This is a genomic window from Mumia sp. zg.B17, assembly GCF_019550915.1.
In the GTDB taxonomy this organism is placed as follows: Bacteria; Actinomycetota; Actinomycetes; order Propionibacteriales; family Nocardioidaceae; genus Mumia.
Genome location: NZ_JAHWCI010000008.1, coordinates 485,606 through 504,402, shown reverse-complemented (window position 1 = coordinate 504,402; position 18,797 = coordinate 485,606). Strand labels below are relative to the sequence as shown.

Below are 18,797 nucleotides of genomic sequence, written 5' to 3'. Positions count from 1 at the left end.
GGGTGCGGCCCTCCGGCACGTCGGGGGGTCGCGCCTAGGGTGAGGCCATGCTCCGCGACTCCGACGCTGCTGCCCTGCGCGACGCCCTGCGCGACGCCCTGCGTGCCGCCCCCTACACGGTCGACGGTGTCGCTGGTCTCCTCGGAGCCGACGCCCACCGTGCGCTCATGCGCAACGAGACGACACCCGGCCGGCGGGCGACCACCGACGGCTCCCCGCTGTCGACGCTCACGCGGCTGTTCGCCCTCCAGATGCCGGTCACGCTCGACGACGCCGAACGCGCTCTCCCCGGGCTCGTCGACCCGCTCACCGTCGCCGGGATCCTCGAGCGTTCCGTCGGTGAGGTCGCTGCGCGGGTCGACCTGAGGGCGTACGGGGACGAGGACCACGACTGGTGGGTGGTCTGCGATCTGACTCCCGGGCTCGACGGGAGCCCGCGCACGGTCGGGCCGGAGCACGTCCTGGGCATCAGCGAGGCCTCGTCCTCGCTGGCGCAGCTGACTGTCCGTACCCCTGTCGGCAGCGCGCTGGACCTGGGCACCGGTTGTGGCGTCCAGTCGCTCCACCTGGCGACCCACGCCGACCGCGTCGTCGGCACCGACGTGAACCCTCGCGCCCTGGCGATGGCACGGGCGACCGCGGCGATCAACGCCGAGGACCCCGCGACACCGGCGTACGAGGTGCGAGACGGCAGTCTCTTCGCACCCGTCCACGGCGAGCGGTTCGACCTGATCGCGACCAACCCGCCGTTCGTGGTGTCGCCGGCGACCGGCGAGCGGCTGGTCTACCGCGACTCCGGCCTCCCGGGCGACGAGGTCGTCCGGCGGATCGTGTCCGAGGCCTCCTCGTACCTCAACCCCGGCGGCTGGTGCCAGGTCCTCGCCAACTGGGTGCACGTCGAGGGACAGCCGTGGACCGAGCGGATCTCCGGGTGGCTCGAGGGCACCGGTTGCGACGCCTGGGTGCTGCAGCGTGAGGTGGCGGACCTCCCGACCTACGTCGAGATGTGGCTCGCCGACGCCGGTCTCCAGGGAGCGCCGGACTACGTGCAGCGCTACGACACGTGGCTCGCGTGGTTCGAGGAGCAGCGGATCGAGGCGATCGGGTTCGGCTGGCTGAGCCTGCGCAACATCGGGCGTGACGAGCCGGTGCTGCGCCTGGAGGAGTGGCCGTACGAGATCGAGCAGCCCATCGGCCCGCACGTCGCAGCCTGGGCGGAGCGCACCGACGCGTACGCCGGCGCGTCCGACGACGCGCTGCTCGCCGCCCATCTCGTCCAGGCCGAGGACCTCGTCCAGGAGAGTGTCGGTCCCGCCGGCGCCGCGGATCCGGAGGTCATCCTGGTCCGCCTGCAGCGAGGGGTACGGAGAGCCAGGCAGCTCGACACGGCCGAGGCCGGTCTGGTCGGTGCCTGCGACGGTGAACTGTCTGTCGGGCAGATCATCGACGCGCTCGCCCAGATCCTCGGGGAGGAGCCCGCCGCGCTCCGCCGGGCGACGCTGCCGACGGTGCGCGAGCTGGTCGCCGACGGCTACCTGCACTGAGCCGGGCGGCTCGCCGGTGGGGAGTCCCGTACCCGCCATCTTGCCGACACGCGCTACCTTGGGCCGCGTCACGCCTTTGTGACGCACTGCGGCCTGCCCCTCGGGGGCAGCGTCCCGACAGCACAGGACCAGGAGCACCCAGCACCGTGACCTCTCTCGTCATCGTCGAGTCGCCGAAGAAGATCGCCCAGATCGCTGGCTACCTCGGCAAGGGCTACGTCGTCGAGGCCTCGTACGGCCACATCCGCGACCTGCCCAACGGCGCGGCCGAGGTCCCGGCGAAGTACAAGGGACAGCCCTGGGCGCGCCTCGGCGTCGACGTCGACGGCGACTTCGAGCCGGTCTACGTGGTGCCCGCGGACAAGAAGGCGCAGATCACCAAGCTCAAGAAGCTCCTCAAGGAGTCCGACGAGCTCATCCTCGCGACCGATGAGGACCGCGAGGGCGAGGCGATCGCCTGGCACCTCGTGGAGGAGCTCAAGCCGAAGGTCCCCGTGCGTCGCATGACCTTCAACGAGATCACCCCTCAGGCGATCCAGAACGCGATCGCCAACACCCGGACCATCAACGAGGACCTCGTCGACGCGCAGGAGACCCGACGGATCCTCGACCGCCTCTACGGCTACGAGGTCAGCCCGGTCCTGTGGAAGAAGGTCATGTCCGGCCTCTCCGCCGGCCGTGTGCAGTCGGTCGCGACGCGGATGGTCGTCGAGCGGGAGCGCGAGCGCATCGCCTTCCGTGCAGCCTCGTACTGGGACCTCGACGCCCGCTTCGACGCCGGCCAGGACAAGGACCCGCGCTCGTTCCCGGCGCGCCTGCTGTCGGTCGGCGGTGCCCGCGTGGCGCAGGGTCGCGACTTCAGCTCCGAGGGCGAGCTGACCAGCCCCGCGATCGTGCACCTCGACGAGTCCCGCGCCGCAGCGCTCGCCGAGGGGCTCCAGGACCGCGTCTTCACCGTGCAGTCCGTCGAGTCCAAGCCGTACACGCGCCGTCCGTACGCCCCCTTCCGCACCGTGACCATGCAGCAGGAGGCCGGCCGCAAGCTCTCGTGGGGTGCGCAGCGCGCGATGCAGGTCGCCCAGCGGTTGTACGAGGGCGGCTACATCACCTACATGCGTACGGACTCCACGACCCTCTCGCAGACCGCGCTGAACGCGGCGAGGGCCCAGGTGCGCGAGCTGTACGGCCCCGACTACCTCCCGGAGGCGCCGCGGACCTACGCGTCGAAGGTCAAGAACGCCCAGGAGGCGCACGAGGCGATCCGTCCGGCCGGAGAGACCTTCCGCACCCCCGCCGAGACCGGCCTCACCGGCGACGAGTTCCGGCTCTACGAGCTGATCTGGATGCGCACGATCGCGTCGCAGATGAAGGACGCCAAGGGCAGCACCCTGACCGTGCGCACCGGGGCGACCTCGGCGTCCGGCGAGGAGTGCGTGTTCACCTCCTCCGGCCGCACGATCACCTTCTACGGCTTCCTCAAGGCCTACGTCGAGGGCGCCGACGACCCGGAGGCCGAGTCCGACGACAAGCAGACCCGGCTGCCCGACGTCGCCGAGGGGGACACCGTCACCGTCGAGTCGCTCGACGCAGCGGGGCACACCACCAAGCCGCCGTCCCGCTACACCGAGCAGACGCTGATCGGTGAGCTCGAGAAGCGCGAGATCGGCCGCCCGTCGACGTACGCCTCGATCATCCAGACGATCCTCAACCGTGGCTACGTCTACAAGAAGGGCACCGCGCTGGTGCCGTCGTGGATCGCCTTCTCGACGGTGCGGCTCATGGAGCGTCACTTCGGACGCCTGGTCGACTACGCGTTCACCGCCACCATGGAGGACGTGCTCGACGACGTCGCGGCCGGTCGCGAGCAGCGCCCGCACGTGCTGCACGGGTTCTACTACGGCGACGACGACGGCAACACCGGCCTGAAGCGCCTCGTCGACGGGCTCGGCGAGATCGACGCACGGGAGCTGTCGACGTTCGAGCTCGGCGACGGGATCGCGCTGCGCGTCGGACGCTACGGCCCGTACCTCGAGGGACCCGACGCCGACGGCGTCATGCAGCGCGCGAACGTCCCGGACGACCTGCCGCCCGACGAGCTGACGCTCGACAAGGCCAAGGAGCTGCTCGCCAACCCCGCCGGGCAGGACCGTGAGCTCGGCACGGATCCGTCCACCGGGCGGGTGGTCGTCGCGAAGAACGGTCGCTTCGGGCCGTACGTGACCGAGGTGCTCCCCGAGGACGCGCCCAAGAAGGAGAAGGCGCGCACCGGCTCGCTCTTCAAGTCGATGGACCTGGACTCGGTGACGCTCGAGGACGCGCTCAAGCTGCTGTCCCTGCCGCGCGTGGTCGGCGCCGACCCCGAGAGCGGCGACGAGATCACCGCCCAGAACGGTCGCTACGGCCCGTACCTCAAGAAGGGCACCGACTCCCGCTCGCTCGAGACCGAGGACCAGATCTTCTCGATCACGCTGCCCGAGGCGCTGGCGATCTACGCCCAGCCGAAGCAGCGCGGACGCCGGGCGGCCGCTGCCCCGCTGAAGGAGCTCGGTGACGACCCGGAGTCCAAGCAGCCGGTCGTGGTGAAGGACGGTCGCTTCGGGCCGTACGTCACCGACGGCCAGGTCAACGCGACGCTGCGCAAGGGCGACGAGGTCGAGACGATCACGCTCGAGCGGGCCGCCGAGCTGCTCGCCGAGAAGCGCGCGAAGGGCCCGGTCAAGAAGACGGCACGCAAGGCGCCGGCCAAGAAGACGGCAGCCAAGAAGGCGCCGGCCAAGAAGACGGCAGCCAAGAAGGCGACCGCCAAGAAGGCGCCGGCCACGAAGACCGCGGCGACCAAGAAGGCCTGAGCGGTGCGTCGTACGGCGGCGCTGCTCGCCGCGGCTCTGCTCGCCCTCGCCGGGTGTGGTGGCGAAGCGCCGGAGGAGGCCGCGGGATCGGTCGACCCGACGGTGTCGTCCTCGACCCCTCCGTTGGCCGGGGGCGACCGTCAGCGCCTGGGCTACGCCTCTCCAGAGGAGCTGGCGAAGGAGTCTCCGGTGGTCGTGCTGGGGACCGTCGCCTCCTGGGAGGACGGCCCGACGCTGGTGCTCTCCGAGGGTGGGGAGGAGAAGGACCGCATCCCGTACGACGTGGTGCTGGTCGACGTCGACCAGGTCGTGAAGGACACCACGAAGCTCGTGACCGGCGACCAGATCGCGGTCCCGGTGCGTGTCGACGAGGGCGAGCCCGACCCCGCCGAGCTCGCTCCGCCGGGGTCGAACGTGGCGTTCCTCGGCGGTGCGGACGCGACGTTCGGAGTCTTCGGCGAGGCCGATGCGAGGATCGAGCCCGGCGGCGACGTCGACCCCGACAGCGTCCTGTGGGGAGAGCCGCAGGGTGTCGTCCTCGAGACACCTAGCGGCGAGCTGGTCAACGCCGACCCCTACTCTCGCGCCGAGATCTGGCCCGAGATCGGCGAGCTGCCGGCCGAGGAGCAGTTCGGGATGCTCGCCCAGCGCCTAATGGCTCTCGGCTGAGCGAGCCGACCTGCGGCGCGGCGCGGCTCTAGGGCAGCGCGCCGAGCACCTCGCTCGCGGCACGCTCGCCGGAGGAGATCGCGCCGTCGACGTAGCCGCACCATCGCTCCGCCGTCTCCGTGCCGGCCCAGTGGATGCGGCCCACCGGCGTACGCAGCGCCCGGCCGACCTGTGTCCAGGCGCCGGGCGGGAGGTGCGCGCCGTAGCACCCGCGCGTCCACTCCGCCGCCGTCCAGTCCTTCGCGAGGTAGCCGACGATGTCCATGGCCTTGGGCCCGATGTGGCCCGCAAGCCCTCGCAGCACCGCGTCGCGGGCCCGGGCAGGGTCCATCGTGCCGAGGCGGACGGCGTCCTCGCCCTCGACGAGCACGGTCAGGACGCCGTACGCGCCGTCGGACGGACTGGTGTCGAACACGACCTTCGCCGGTCCCTGGTCGGAGAAGATCTCACCCGACAGCGCCTCGTCGCGCCAGAACGGGCGTCGATAGACGGCGTGACACTTGACGACGCTCCCGTGCGGCATCCGTTGGGTGAGCAGCGTCCGGTCCTGCGGGAGGCCGGGGAGGTACTCGATGCCCGACGCCAGCGCCGGAGGGACGGTCACGACGACGCGGTGCGCGGTCGTCGCTCCGGACTCGCTGTGGACGGAGACCCCGTCGGCATCGTGCATGATCGTCGTCACCGGCTCGTGCAGCCGGACCCACGGGCCGAGGCCGTCGGCGAGTCGCTCGGCCACCTGCTGCATCCCGCCGTCGACCCGAGCGTCCTGAGCGCCGCCGCCGGTCGCGAGGAGCGTCAGCAAACCTCCGCCCGACTTGGCATAGAAGAGGACGTGCAGCAGCGATACGTTCTGCGGCTCGGTCGCGAGCACGCCCTCGCAGACGACGCGGAAGTAGTCGCGTCCCTTGCTGGTCAGGCACGTACGGCGGATCCAGCTCTCGAAGGTCTGCGCGTCGTAGCGGGTGGCGTTGTCGCTGCGCCACGGCGCGGACAGGTCGACCTTGTCAGCCGCGGCTGAGAAGCGCAGCATCGCCTGGGCGATGTCGGCGGTCGTGACCGCGTCGAACACCCGGTCGTGCCCGGAGGCGCGGCGCGCGCGTCCGCGCAACGAGACGAGAGCGTCACCCGGACGAGCCTGGGGGGTGGTGTCGAGGCCGAACCGTGCGAGCTCTGCCTGCAGGAGCTTCTGGTCCGGAGCCACCCAGCCGGCACCGGAGTCGACGACGAGACCGTCGAGCGAGTCGCTGCCGTCCCTGGCCGGCACGGGTTCGGTGAGCGTACGGCCACCGACCCGGCCCCTCGCCTCGAGCACCACGACGCTGCGACCGGCCGCGCGGACGCGGTCGGCCGTCACCAGACCGGACACGCCGGCCCCGACCACGATCACATCCACGTTCGCCACGCGACGATCCTATGCAGGCGCGGCCGCTCTCGGGTCCGGCCGCGCCTGCATGTCTGGTCGCGCCGGTCAGGACTCGAAGAGGCTCTGGTCGGCATTGAACGTGAAGGTCTACGGCGGCGGCGTCAGCGAGCCGTCGTTCCTCGACCCGCTGCCCGACGATCTCGCGGTCAGATCACTCGGCGCCACCCCTTGCCCTCGAGCTGATCGCGGAGCTGAGGGTCGGCGTCGTCCGGGCGCGCACGTCTGCCGCCCGCCGAAAAGCCAGAGACCTCCCACTGGTCATCGGCACGGACAACATCGATGCGCAGCAGCGACCAACCGGTGTAGTCCGGCCACTGAGTCACCCCGATGGAACCTGCGATCTCGACCATCACTGACGAGGGTTCCTCCGTTCCCCCGACCAGCTGTGTGCGAATCCACATCGGGTCATCCGTCTTCCAGAATCGGTCGAGACCGGCGCTCGCCTGCTCTCCCTCATCCACCAGACCTGACCTCGTGGACAGAGGAAGGTCATCAGCACCCACCTCGTCGAGCAACGCCTCGATGTCTACGGGATCTCGAAGATCGACCACGGCTTGAGAGAAGATCAGGGCGAATCGCTCGGCGTCGGCTCGAGCCGGGCCGGAACGTGAGGCATCGACCGTCGCAGCCTTCGATGCCCTGTCCTGGAGCGGGGACGAAACATCCGGTCCGGAGCCTGCCGCGGTGACAGGGGGAAGAGGCGCGAACGTCGTCTCGTTCCGAGGTGTCGGACTAGCGACAGCAGAATCCGACCGACCTGCAGAGTCCGAACCCCCACTGCCATCCGCACCACACCCACCTACCCACAGGGCTGCGACGACCGCGATGCCCGCGATGGCACGTGATGTTGTGTTCATCCACCAGCCGCGATCAGTTGGTCACCGACGGCGAAGGCGCATGCGAACTGGCCGCCCGCGTTGGGATGGAACGAGGTCGCGACGGAGAAAGGGGGCCCATTGATCCATTCTGACGGCCCGCACGCGCCGTGACCCATGAACTTCTCGCGAACTCACTGATGCAACGCCCACACCCCTGCTTGGCTAGCCGCAGTTGCGATCCGATCGTTGACTCGGCGAACGACGGCCGCCGCCCGTACGGCCGCAGGGTCGGCTTGGGTGTTGTTGACGTCCACGCCATAGCGGCTGCGGAGCTGGTCCCTCATGTGCTGCTCGGCGCGTGCTCCCCGCTGCTCGGCCTCGATGCGTGAGCGCAGTTCGCGTGTCTCCTGCTCACTGTGGGCCTGGTCGCGCCGGTCAGGACTCGCGCTCGCGAGGCTGGACGAGCCCGGTCTCGTAGGCGAACACCACCAGCTGCGCGCGGTCGCGGACGCCGGTCTTGGTCATCGCCCGGCTCACGTGGGTCTTGGCCGTGGTCGGGCTGACGACGAGCCGCTCGGCGATCTCGTCGTTGCTCAGGCCGTAGCCGACCAGTGCGACGACCTCGCGCTCCCGTGCGGTCAGGGCCTCGAGCGTCGAGACGGAGACGACCTCCGGAGGACGCGCGACGAACTCGCTGATCAGCCGTCGCGTGATCGCCGGTGACAGGAGCGCGTCCCCGTCGGCGACCACGCGCAGCGCCTGCACGATCTCGGCAGGCTCGGTGTCCTTGACGAGGAACCCGCTCGCGCCGGCGCGCAGGGCGTCGAACACGTACTCGTCGAGCCCATAGTTCGTCAGCACGACGACGCGCGCGGACGAGAGCCGCTCGTCCTCCACGATCCGTCGGGTCGCCTCGATCCCGTCGACGACGGGCATCTGGACGTCCATCATGACGAGGTCAGGTCGGTGCGCCACCGCCTGCTCGAGGGCCGACGCTCCGTCCTCGGCCTCCGCGACCACCTCGAGGTCGTCCTCCGCGTCGAGCAGCGCCCGCAGCCCCGCACGGATCAGCGGCTGGTCGTCGACGAGCAGGACCCGGATCACAGCATGACCGGGCCGTCGACACTCAGCGGCAGCCGGGCGACCACCGAGAACCCGCCGTCGGGGCGCCTGCCGGCGGTCAGGTTGCCGCCGAGCGCGTTGGTCCGCTCTCGCATCCCGATCAGTCCGAGCCCGGGTCGCGCAGGAGGGCGCGACGTCTCGGGTCGCCCGTCGTCGTCGATGCGGACGGTCACCAGATCGACCTCGTACTCCACGACGACCCGCGCCTCGGTGGGACCGGCGTGCCGCGCGACGTTCGTCAGCGCCTCCTGCACGATCCGGTACGCCGCGGAGTCGACCTCCACGGGGACCGTCCGGCGGTCCCCTGACACGGTCAGGCGCGGCTGGATGCCGGCGTGGCTGCTGAGGGCGACCAGGCGGGGGAGGTCGCCCAGGCCGTAGCCGTTGACCTGGTCGTCGCGTCGCAGAACGCTCAAGGTCTCGCGCAGGTCCCGCGACGCCTCACCGGCCGCCTCCTGGATGGCCGAGAGCGCTCCCGGGACCTCCTCACCACGCTTGCGAGCGAGGTGGGCGGCGACGCCGGCCTGCATCGTCACCACCGAGATGCTGTGCGTGAGCGAGTCGTGCAGCTCGCGGGCGATGCGCAGCTGCTCCTCGGCGACGCGACGGCGCAGCACCTCCTCGCGGACCCGCTCGGCCTCGGCGAGCCGCTCCTCGAGCACCGTCATCCGCGCCTTCCACTGGTGCGCGGCCGCGACGGCGACGAGGCCGGAGACGAGCCAGCCCGCCGCGTAGAACCGCTTCCACCCTCGGTCGGTGCGCACCCGTGCACTGTAAGCGACCTGTCGGGTCGTCCGCGTCCGCCGAGAGATGCACCCCTGACGTCATCCCCAGGGAGTACGGCGCTCTCGCGGGCACCCCCGACGACGTCCGCTCGATTGCCGTCTGCCGGACGACGCGACCTGACCCACCTCTGTCCGACCCTGAAGATCCGGGGACGACCGAGGAGGAGACATGGTGCAACCACCCACACAGAACGCCGTCGAGGCGGTGGGGTTGAGCAGGTCGTTCGGCGCGACGCGCGCGGTGGACGGGCTGGACCTCGTGGTGCCTGCGGGCGGCGTCTACGGGCTGCTCGGACCCAACGGTGCCGGCAAGACCACCACGATCCGGCTGCTGGCAACGCTGCTGCGCCCCGACGCCGGAAGCGCGCGCGTGCTGGGCAGTGACGTCGTGTCGGAGGCCGCCGCCGTACGGCGGGAGATCGCGCTCACGGGACAGTTTGCGTCGGTCGACGGGGACCTCACCGGGGCCGAGAACCTGGTCCTCCAGTGCCGGCTCCTCGGCCACACCCGTCGCAGCGCCCGCGCACGTGCCGAGCGGTTGCTCGTCGCCTTCGGCCTCGACGACGCCGCCAACCGGCTCGTCGCCACATACTCCGGTGGGATGCAGCGGCGGCTCGACGTGGCGGCGAGCGTCGTACGGACGCCTCGGCTTCTCTTCCTCGACGAGCCGACGACAGGGCTCGACCCACGCAGCCGCCACCAGGTGTGGGACCTCGTCCACGAGCTGGTGGGCCACGGGACGACGGTGCTGCTCACCACGCAGTACCTCGACGAGGCCGACCAGCTCGCCGATCGCATCGGTGTGGTGGCGCGGGGACGCGTCGTCGCCACCGGCACTCCCGACGCGTTGAAGAGATCGATCGGTGGCGACGTCCTCGAGATGCGGCTGTCCAGTCCCGCCGACGCCGTACGCGCGAGCGCGGCCCTCGCCGAGTTGACCGACGGCACCCCTTCGCTCTCCGAGACGGTCGCCGAGGACGGGACCGCGCTGCTGTCCGTCCCGCTCTCGGTGCCCGTCCGCCGGATCCTCGACGTCGTCGACGACGCCGGCGTCGCACCGGTGGGCTTCGACGTGCGGCGGCCGACGCTCGACGAGGTCTTCCTCGCCCTGACGGCCGAGGAGGTCGCAGCATGACCACCGCCATGGACATCAGCCCCGTCTCCGTCCTCGAGGACCCGCTCGACGAGAGTCCACCGACGAGCGCGACCGCCGCGGTCCGTGCCTTCGCCTGGCGCTCGCTCCTCAAGCTCCGTCACACGCCCGAGCAGGCCGCGGACGCGATCTTGATCCCGGTCCTCTTCACCGTGCTCTTCACCTACCTCTTCGGCGGGGCGCTCGCCGGGTCGCCACGGTCGTACGTCCAGTACCTGCTGCCTGGGACGCTCGTCATGGCGATCCTCCTCATGACCGTCTACGGCGGGCTCGCGCTCAACACCGACGTGAGCCGCGGGGTCCTGGACCGCTTCCGGTCGCTGCCTGTGTGGCAGTCGGCCCATGTGGTCGGGACGCTCGCGGGCGACGTCGGGCGCTATCTCGTCGCGGCCGTCCTCGTCGTGCTGCTCGGCCTGCTCATCGGATGGCGCCCGGACGGCGGCATGGCCGGTGTCCTCGCCGGCGTCGGCCTCGCGGTGGTCTTCGCCTACGCGCTGTCGTGGGTCTGGGCGGTGATCGGGCTGCTCGCGCGGTCGCCGCAGGCGGTCTCGATGCTCAGCTTCCTCATCCAGTTCCCGCTCACCTTCGCGAGCAACGCCTTCGTCGACCCCGACACCATGCCCGGCTGGCTGCAGGTGTGGGTCGAGGCCAACCCGGTCAGCCTGCTCGTCACCGCCGAGCGCACCCTGTTCGCCGGCACCGCGGACCTCGGGGACGTCGCGTGGGTGCTGGTCGCCTCCGCCGCCCTGGTCGCCGTCTTCGCACCACTCACGTTCCACCTCTATCGAAGGAGATCCGCATGACGTCCTACGGCTCACCCGACGGCGTCGTCCACGCCCGCACCGCCGCCGACGTGGCCGGCGCCGTCGACCGCATCCGCGACAGCGGCACGTCCCTGACCGTCCGCAGCGGCGGCCACAGTGTGGCCCGGCACAGCGCCGCCGACGGCGGACCGCTGCTCGACCTGGGCGGCCTGGACGACGTCCGCGTCCTCGACTCCGCCACCGGCCTGGTCCGGCTCGGTGCCGGCGCCACCTGGGGCCGCGTCGCGGACCGACTGGCGCCGCACGGCCTGGCGATCAGCTCCGGTGACACCCGCAGCGTCGGTGTCGGCGGGCTCGCTCTCGGCGGGGGGATCGGTTGGATGGTGCGCCGGTACGGGCTGACGATCGACGCCGTCGTGGGGGCGGAGATCGTCACCGCCGACGGCCGGGTCCGCACGGTCGACGCCGACGACGACCCCGACCTGTTCTGGGCGCTGCGCGGCGGGGGAGGCAACGTGGGTGTCGTGACGAGCCTCGACGTCGTGGCGGCACCGGTGTCGACCGTGGTGAGAGGAACCATCTCGTACGACCTGTCGGACCCGGCGGCGCTCCTGCGGGGGTGGCGCGACCACCTCCTGAGCAGCGACGAGCGGCTCTCCAGCATCGTGATGCTCATTCCCGAGACACCGCTCGGGCCGGCCCACGTGCTCGTCGAGTGGTGCTTCGCAGAGCCGGATCGCGTCGCCGCAGAGCGTGCGGCGTCCCGCCTCCGCACCCTTGGGCCGGTGGTCGCGGACGAGGTGGGCGTCGTCCCGTACGCCGACGTCCTCGACGACCGGGTGATGCCCGAGGGCATGCAGGTCGCCATGCGCAACGCCTTCGTCCCGTCGCTGACCGACGCGTGCCTGGACGACACCCTCGCGTTGAGGAGCGGCGCACCGACCGTGCTGTCGATCCGCGGGATGGGCGGCGCCGTCGACCGGGTGGCCCCGGAGGCGACGGCGTTCGCGCACCGCGCCGCGGAGGCGATGGTCGTGGTCGCCCGGATGGCGCCTCCCGGAGCGCCCACGCCGTCGCTCGACGGCCCGAGTGACGACTGGGACGCCGTCGCACGGCACGGCACAGGCGCGTACGTCGGGTTCCTGTCGCAGGACGACTCCGCGTCCGTCGCTGCCGCGTACCCGCCGGCGACGTACGCCCGTCTGGCTGCGGTCAAGCGGGTCTACGACCCCGGCAACCTGTTCCGGCGCAACCACAACGTCGCGCCGGAGCGGCCGGTGGTGCCTACGCTGTAGCGGGTGCCGACCATCTCGAGTCGCGTCCTCGGGCTCCGCGCCCGCGACCCCGGCGAGCCGCACCGGGCCGCCACACCGCTCGAGCTCCTCACCGACCTGTGCTTCGTGGTCGCGGTGGCTCAGGCGGCGACGCAGCTGCACCACGCCACGACCGACGGCGACCTGGCCCACGGGCTGCTCCGGTTCGCGATGGTCTTCTTCGCGATCTGGTGGACGTGGCTCAACTTCGCGTGGTTCGCCTCCGCGTACGACGACGACGGCGTCGCGTACCGGCTGCTCACCATCCTGCAGATCGTCGGAGCGCTGGTCCTGGCCGCCGGCATCCCACGGATGTTCGACGGCGACCTCGGCCTCATCGTCGTCGGCTACGTCATCATGCGGGTCGGCCTGGTCGTCCAGTGGCTCCGCGCCGCGGCGGGCGACCCGCAGCACCGAGCCAGCTGCCTCCGCTTCGCGGCCGGGATCACCGCCGTACAGCTGCTCTGGGTCGTCTACCTCGTCAGCCCGCGCGACATCGCGATCCCGGAGTTCGCGGTGTTCGTCGTCTGCGAGCTCGTGGTGCCGGTGTGGGCCGAGCGGCCGAACCAGACCAGCTGGCACGCGCACCACATCGCCGAGCGGTACGGCCTGTTCTTCATCATCGTGCTGGGCGAGACCATCCTGTCGGTCACCCTCGCCATCCAGGAGTCGGTCGATGCCCATGACGTCCAGCGCGGGCTGGCGTACGTCTCCGTGGGTGGGGTGCTGATCGTGTTCTCGGTGTGGTGGATCTACTTCGCTCGTGACTCGGCCGCGGCGCTGGAGCGTGCGCGGGGCACCGGGGCGGAGTACGTGTGGGGGTTCGGCCACTACGCGGTGTTCGCATCGGCGGCCGCGATCGGGGCGGCGCTGGCCGCGCGCGTGGACTTCTGGCAGCACGAGGTGGTGCACGGGCACGTCGTCGAGTCCTGGCCGAGCGCCGCGCTGCTCTGCGGGTCCGTGGCCGTTCTTCTCGCGGCGTGCTGGGTCGTCAAGGTCCGCCCGGAGGACCGTTCTGCGGGCACGGCGGCGCGGTGGGGTGCGGCGATCACCGCGGTCCTGCTGCTCGTCCTCGCCCCGCTCCCGGAGGTCGGAGTGGGCCTCGTCTGCGTCATCCTGCTCGTCACCGAGCTGTACGCCGGGTCACCTCGGGGTCGGGTCAGGGCTGCGCCGGAGCCGGAATGACTGTGCTGGTGGATACCCTGAGTCGGTGGCATACGATCCGGCAGGCACAGCAGCCGACGACGACGCGAACGGCATCCGCCTGGTGATGCGGATTCCGGTCTTCCGGCGCTTCTGGGCTGCCCTCGGGCTCGCCTCGCTCGCCGACTGGATCGGGCTGCTGGCCATCACGGCGTTCGCCAACTCGATCGGCGAGGGTTACGCCGGCAAGAACTTCGCGATCGCCGCGGTCCTCTTCGCCCGCCTGGCCCCAGCGCTGGTGATTGGCCCCTTCGGCGGTTACGTCGCCGACCGCATGGATCGCCGCATCACGCTCACGACCGGCCTCTTCCTGCGGGCGGGCATCTTCGCGAGCATCCCGCTCGTCGGCACGCTGTGGTGGTTGATCGTCGCGACCGTGCTGATCGAGGCGGTCAACGCGGTCTGGATGCCGACCAAGGACGCGACGGTCCCGACCCTCGTGCCGCGTGAGCACCTCGAGGACGCCAACCGCCTCAACCTCGCGACCACGTACGGCTCCGCCCTGCCCGCGGCGGTCCTGTTCATCGTCGTCACCGGCATCACCAAGGCGGTCGACGGGCTGTTCGCCATCTCGGTCCCCGATGTCGACCCGGCGCTCTATCTCGTCGCGGTGCTGTTCGCGCTCGGCGGCCTGGTCTTCCTCGGCGCGCGCGACATCCCCGAGGGCGCCGCCGTCGACCAGCAGGTCGGTGTCTGGCGCACGATCGCCGACGGTTGGGCGTACGTCTTCCGCACCCCGCTGGTGCGCGGCCTGGTGCTCGGCATCGTGGGCGCGTTCGGCTGCGGCGGCGTGGTGATCGGCCTGGGTCGCGTGTTCGTCGGAGACCTCGGAGCCGGCGACCCGGGCTACGGCACCCTGTTCGGCGCGGTCTTCCTCGGTCTCGGCCTCGGCATGTGGCGTGGACCCAAGGTCCTGCCGCAGGTCAGCCGGCGCCGCATGTTCGGTGTCGCGCTGGTCGGTGCGGGAGTCGGGCTGCTCGTCGTCGCCATCGTCCACAACATGGCCCTCGTGGCGATCCTGGTCATGCTGGTCGGCTTCTGCGCCGGCATCGCCTGGATCACCGGCTATACGTTGCTCGGCCTCGAGGTCGACGAGGAGATGCGCGGCCGGACGTTCGCCTTCGTCCAGTCGCTCGTCCGTCTGGTGCTGTCGGCGGTGCTCGCGATCGCCCCGCTGGTCGCCGGTCTGATCGGCACCCACACGATCGCGCTGCGCGACCTCGGCGACTACACCTACACCGGCACGCAGATCGCGATCCTGGTGGCGGCGGTCCTCGCGACGGGGTTCGGGCTGATCTCCTTCCGCCAGATGAACGACCGGCACGGCCTCTCGCTCATCTCCGAGCTCAAGCAGGACCCGTCGACCGCCCCCTCGTACTCCACGAGCGGGCTCTTCATCGCCTTCGAGGGCGGCGAGGGCGCCGGCAAGTCGACGCAGGCGTGGATGCTGGCCGAGGCGCTGCGGGCCGACGGCTACCGCGTGCTGCTGACCCGCGAGCCCGGAGCGACCCCGGTCGGCCAGACCGTACGGGAGATCCTGCTCGACCCGGCGACCGGAGAGCTCTCCCCACGGACCGAGATGCTGCTCTACGCCGCCGACAAGGCCGAGCACCTCGAGCAGGTCGTCAACCCGGCGCTGGCGAGGGGTGACATCGTCATCACCGACCGGTACGTCGACTCGACCCTGGCCTATCAGGCTGGAGGTCGCGGGCTCGACCTCCACGAGGTGGAGTCCGTGGCCCGGTGGGCGACCTCGCGCCTGCGCCCGCACCTCACCGTGCTGCTCGACGTCGACCCAGAGCTCGGTCGATCGCGTTTCGACCAGGCCGACCGGCTCGAGGCGGAGCCGACGGAGTTCCACGTCCGCGTGCGGGAGACGTTCCTCCAGCTGGCCTCCAAGAACCGCGACCACTACATGGTCCTGCGGGCCGACCGGGACATTGTCGACATCGCCGACGTGGTCCTCGAGCGGGTGCAGCCGTTGCTCGGCCACGTCGAGCGGGCGATCGCTCCGATGCGGCCACCGCCGCACGGGTCACCGTTCGAGAGCCGCGCTCAGACCGACGGCGCCGACAGCGCCGCTGAGGCGTCACGCGTCGACCCGGTGGACCCCGTCGACCTCGAGGAGCGCGTCGAGACGATCGACGAGGCGTTCACTCCATACGACACGGTCTCCGAGGGCGGTGACCCGTCGTACGCCGACGCCGACGAGATCCGGGCCGACGACCGCGGCGGTCAGCGGTGAGCGTCTGGGACGACCTGGTCGGGCAGGACGACGTGGTGGTGATGCTGAAGGCCGCGACCGCGTCGGCGCAGGAGCGCCTCGCCGGCGGGCCAGGCCCCGCGATGACCCACGCCTGGCTGTTCACCGGACCACCGGGCTCCGGTCGCTCCAACGCGGCGCGCGCGTTCGCCGCCGCGCTGCAGTGCGAGGACGGTGGCTGCGGCCACTGCCGGGCGTGCCGTACGGCGCTGGCCGGGTCGCACCCGGACGTCTCGCTGGTGAGCACCGACGGGCTGAGCATCGACGTCGCCGAGGTGCGAGAGCAGGTCCGCCTCGCCGCGATGCGCCCGTCCGACGGTCGTTGGCAGGTCGTGGTGGTCGAGGACGCCGACCGGTTGACCGAGAAGGCGGCCGACGCCCTCCTCAAGAGTCTCGAGGAGCCTCCGCCACGCACGGTGTGGATGCTGTGCGCGCCGACGGCCGAGGACGTGATCGTGACGATCCGGTCCCGGTCGCGCCAGGTCGTGCTTCGTACGCCACCGGTGGCCGCGGTCGCTGCGATGCTGGCCGCACGGGAGCAGGTCGCCCCGGAGCTCGCGATGCAGGCAGCCCGTGCCTCGCAGGGTCACGTCGGACGGGCCCGTGCACTGGCGACCAAGGAAGCCGTGCGCGAGCGTCGCCGCGCTGTGCTCGCCATCCCAGGTTCGCTGACGTCGCTGGGGGCGTGCCTCGATGCTGCCGCGACCATCACGCGGACCGCGCAGGCTCAGGCCGACGAGGTCGCCGAGCGGCTGGAGGACGCCGAGCGTGACGGGCTCAAGATGGAGTTCGGTGTCGAGGACCGCGGCCGTCGCCCCGCAGGCTACGCGGGTCGGCTCGCGGCCCTGGAGAAGGACCAGAAGCGTCGCCGTACCCGCATCGCGCGTGACTCGATCGACGGTGTCCTCATCGACCTGCTGTCGTTCTACCGCGACGTCCTCGCCGCCCAGACCGCCCCCGGCGCGGAGCTCGTCAACGCCGACGTGACCGACACGGTCCGTCGTCTCGCCGGTGCGGGCACCCCCGAGCAGACCCTCGCGCGGATCGAGGCGATCCTCGCCTGCCGGGAGGCACTCGAGGCCAACGCGGCGCCACAGCTGGCGTTGGAGAACCTCCTCCTCCAGCTGCGCCTGTGAGCTGACCCGTCACACGCACGAGGCGTGAGCGCTGTGGATGACGTCAGCCGGCTCGGGGGATCGTCACGTACGGTGGCTGCACGCCCGATTCCACGCCGTCCGAGGGAGATCACCAGTGCGTCGTCGCAGGATCGCCGCCGTCATCGTTGCGGGTCTTCTCGCACTCAGCGCGTGCGGCAGCGCCGAGGACTCGCGTGGCACCGACCGCACCGACGGGCCCTCGACCACGTCGTCGCCGAGCGCCGACGACACGATCGATCCGGAGCTCGCACCGTTCTACGAGCAGCGACTCGACTGGGCCTCGTGCGGACGCTACGAGTGCACCAGCGCCCAGGTGCCGCTCGACTACGACGACCCTGGCGGTGAGCGGATCACGCTGAAGCTCCGCCGGCTGCCGGCCGGTGACCCGAGCGCACGACGCGGATCGTTGTTCATCAACCCGGGCGGACCGGGTGGGTCCGGTGTCGACTACGTCGCCGCCTTCACGTCCATGGCCAGCGACGACATCCTCGACGCCTACGACGTCGTGGGGTTCGATCCGCGCGGCGTCGGGACCAGCACGCCGCTGGAGTGTGCCACCACCGCGCAGCTCGACGCCTACGTCAACACCGACCCGACGCCCGACGACGCCGCGGAGGAGAAGGCGTTCTACAACGCGGCTCAGACGCTGGGCAAGCGCTGCGAGACCGACTCAGGGCCCCTCGCCGCTCACATGTCGACCGTGGAGGTCGCCAAGGACCTCGACATCCTCCGCGCCGCGGTCGGCGATCCGTCGTTGACCTACCTCGGCGCCTCGTACGGCACGATGATCGGCGCGACCTATGCCGAGCTGTTCCCCAAGCGAGCCGGCCGTCTCGTCCTCGACGGAGCGATCGACCCCTCGATCGACTCCGAGGGGCTCAACCGAGGGCAGGCCGAGGGTTTCCAGACGGCGCTCCGTGCCTACCTCGAGGCCTGTGCCAAGGAGAGCGACTGCCCGCTGGGCGACAATCCCGACGCGGCCGAGCGGCGCCTGTCCGGCTTCCTCTCCGACCTCGACCAGGACCCGCTCCGCACGTCGACCGCCGGCCGTCCGCTGACCGAGGCGCTCGGGTTCTACGGCATCGCGGTCACGCTCTACAACGAGGACTACTGGGAGCTCTTGACCCGCGCGCTGCGCCAGGCTCTCAAGGGCAACGGGACCCAGCTGCTGTTCCTCGCCGACCAATACCTCTCGCGCGACGAGAAGGGCTACACCGACAACTCCGTCGTCGCGCTCAACGCCGTCAACTGCCTCGACGACCCGTCGACGCTCACCCTCGAGCAGGCTCGGGAGACGGTGCCCGACTTCGAGAAGGTGTCACCCGTCTTCGGCCAGAGCTTCGCGTGGTCGCCGGTCACCTGCACGGCGTGGCCGATCAAGCCGGCCCAGCCTGCTCCCACGATCGACGGAGCAGGGGCGCCGCCGATCGTCGTCGTCGGCACGACACGTGATCCGGCCACTCCCTATCGCTGGTCGGTGGCGATGGCCGAGCAGCTCGAGTCCGGTGTGCTGGTCAGTCGCGAGGGCGACGGTCACACCGGCTACTCGATGGGCAACGAGTGCGTCGACGACGCGGTCAACAACTTCCTCCTTACCGGCACGGCGCCCAAGGATGGCGTGAAGTGCTGAGGGTCCGTCCACCCCGCTGTGTGAGGGCGGAGCGAGCTCAACCCCCGATCGCCAGGCCGGGTGTGCGATTCCCCCGTCCGCACCCGGCCTGGCTCGTTCTTGCT

General features: G+C 71.1%; 14 protein-coding genes. 10 read left to right on the top strand and 4 right to left on the bottom strand.

Going from position 1 to position 18,797, the window contains the following annotated elements; all coding sequences use genetic code 11:
• Window positions 1-47: 47 nt before the first annotated feature.
• The 3 genes from KV097_RS15760 to KV097_RS15750 all read left to right on the top strand — a co-directional run bounded on the left by KV097_RS15760 (window position 48) and on the right by KV097_RS15750 (window position 5,062).
• The gene (locus KV097_RS15760) at window positions 48-1,544 is read left to right on the top strand and encodes a methyltransferase (RefSeq protein WP_220366394.1); all 1,497 of its coding nucleotides are present in this window, start codon (window positions 48-50) and stop codon (window positions 1,542-1,544) included.
• A gap of 146 nt (window positions 1,545-1,690) precedes the next feature.
• Window positions 1,691-4,393, top strand: a complete 2,703-nt coding sequence (gene topA / locus KV097_RS15755; protein ID WP_220366393.1) for a type I DNA topoisomerase — start codon at window positions 1,691-1,693, stop codon at window positions 4,391-4,393.
• A 3-nt stretch (window positions 4,394-4,396) separates the two neighbouring features.
• The gene (locus KV097_RS15750; protein WP_220343169.1) at window positions 4,397-5,062 is read left to right on the top strand and encodes a hypothetical protein; all 666 of its coding nucleotides are present in this window, start codon (window positions 4,397-4,399) and stop codon (window positions 5,060-5,062) included.
• A 28-nt stretch (window positions 5,063-5,090) separates the two neighbouring features.
• Here KV097_RS15750 and KV097_RS15745 read toward each other — a convergent pair whose 3' ends face one another.
• From KV097_RS15745 to KV097_RS15730, 4 genes are all read right to left on the bottom strand, one after another.
• Complete coding sequence (locus tag KV097_RS15745) at window positions 5,091-6,464, bottom strand: FAD-dependent oxidoreductase (protein WP_220343170.1); 1,374 nt, start codon at window positions 6,462-6,464, stop codon at window positions 5,091-5,093.
• Window positions 6,465-6,631: 167 nt separating this feature from the next.
• Window positions 6,632-7,036 carry a hypothetical protein gene (locus tag KV097_RS15740; protein WP_220366392.1) on the bottom strand — a complete coding sequence of 135 codons (405 nt, stop codon included), beginning with the start codon at window positions 7,034-7,036 and terminating at the stop codon, window positions 6,632-6,634.
• Between the two features lie 702 nt (window positions 7,037-7,738).
• Window positions 7,739-8,407, bottom strand: a complete 669-nt coding sequence (locus KV097_RS15735) for a response regulator transcription factor (RefSeq protein ID WP_220366391.1) — start codon at window positions 8,405-8,407, stop codon at window positions 7,739-7,741.
• Window positions 8,404-9,189 (bottom strand): sensor histidine kinase, encoded by a 786-nt coding sequence (locus KV097_RS15730; protein ID WP_220366390.1) that lies wholly within the window; start codon window positions 9,187-9,189, stop codon window positions 8,404-8,406. The genes KV097_RS15735 and KV097_RS15730 overlap by 4 nt, the downstream gene beginning before the upstream one ends.
• 190 nt (window positions 9,190-9,379) lie before the next feature.
• On the opposite strand from KV097_RS15730, the gene KV097_RS15725 reads away from it, so the two are divergent.
• From KV097_RS15725 to KV097_RS15695, 7 genes are all read left to right on the top strand, one after another.
• A complete protein-coding gene (locus tag KV097_RS15725) occupies window positions 9,380-10,345 on the top strand; it encodes an ATP-binding cassette domain-containing protein (RefSeq protein WP_220366389.1) in 966 nt (321 codons plus the stop codon).
• Window positions 10,342-11,166 (top strand): ABC transporter permease, encoded by an 825-nt coding sequence (locus tag KV097_RS15720; protein ID WP_220366388.1) that lies wholly within the window; start codon window positions 10,342-10,344, stop codon window positions 11,164-11,166. Before KV097_RS15725 ends, KV097_RS15720 begins: the two co-directional genes overlap by 4 nt.
• Entirely contained in the window at window positions 11,163-12,422 is a 1,260-nt protein-coding gene (locus KV097_RS15715) for an FAD-binding oxidoreductase (RefSeq protein ID WP_220366387.1), read from the top strand. Before KV097_RS15720 ends, KV097_RS15715 begins: the two co-directional genes overlap by 4 nt.
• Before the next feature lie 3 nt (window positions 12,423-12,425).
• A complete protein-coding gene (locus KV097_RS15710; protein ID WP_301022777.1) occupies window positions 12,426-13,625 on the top strand; it encodes a low temperature requirement protein A in 1,200 nt (399 codons plus the stop codon).
• A gap of 25 nt (window positions 13,626-13,650) precedes the next feature.
• On the top strand, window positions 13,651-15,888 hold the full coding sequence (tmk, locus tag KV097_RS15705; protein ID WP_308289458.1) for a dTMP kinase: 2,238 nt from the start codon (window positions 13,651-13,653) through the stop codon (window positions 15,886-15,888).
• Entirely contained in the window at window positions 15,885-17,042 is a 1,158-nt protein-coding gene (locus tag KV097_RS15700; RefSeq protein ID WP_220366386.1) for a DNA polymerase III subunit delta', read from the top strand. The genes tmk and KV097_RS15700 overlap by 4 nt, the downstream gene beginning before the upstream one ends.
• Window positions 17,043-17,157: 115 nt before the next feature.
• Entirely contained in the window at window positions 17,158-18,693 is a 1,536-nt protein-coding gene (locus KV097_RS15695) for an alpha/beta hydrolase (RefSeq protein WP_308289457.1), read from the top strand.
• The last annotated feature ends 104 nt before the right edge of the window (window positions 18,694-18,797 follow it).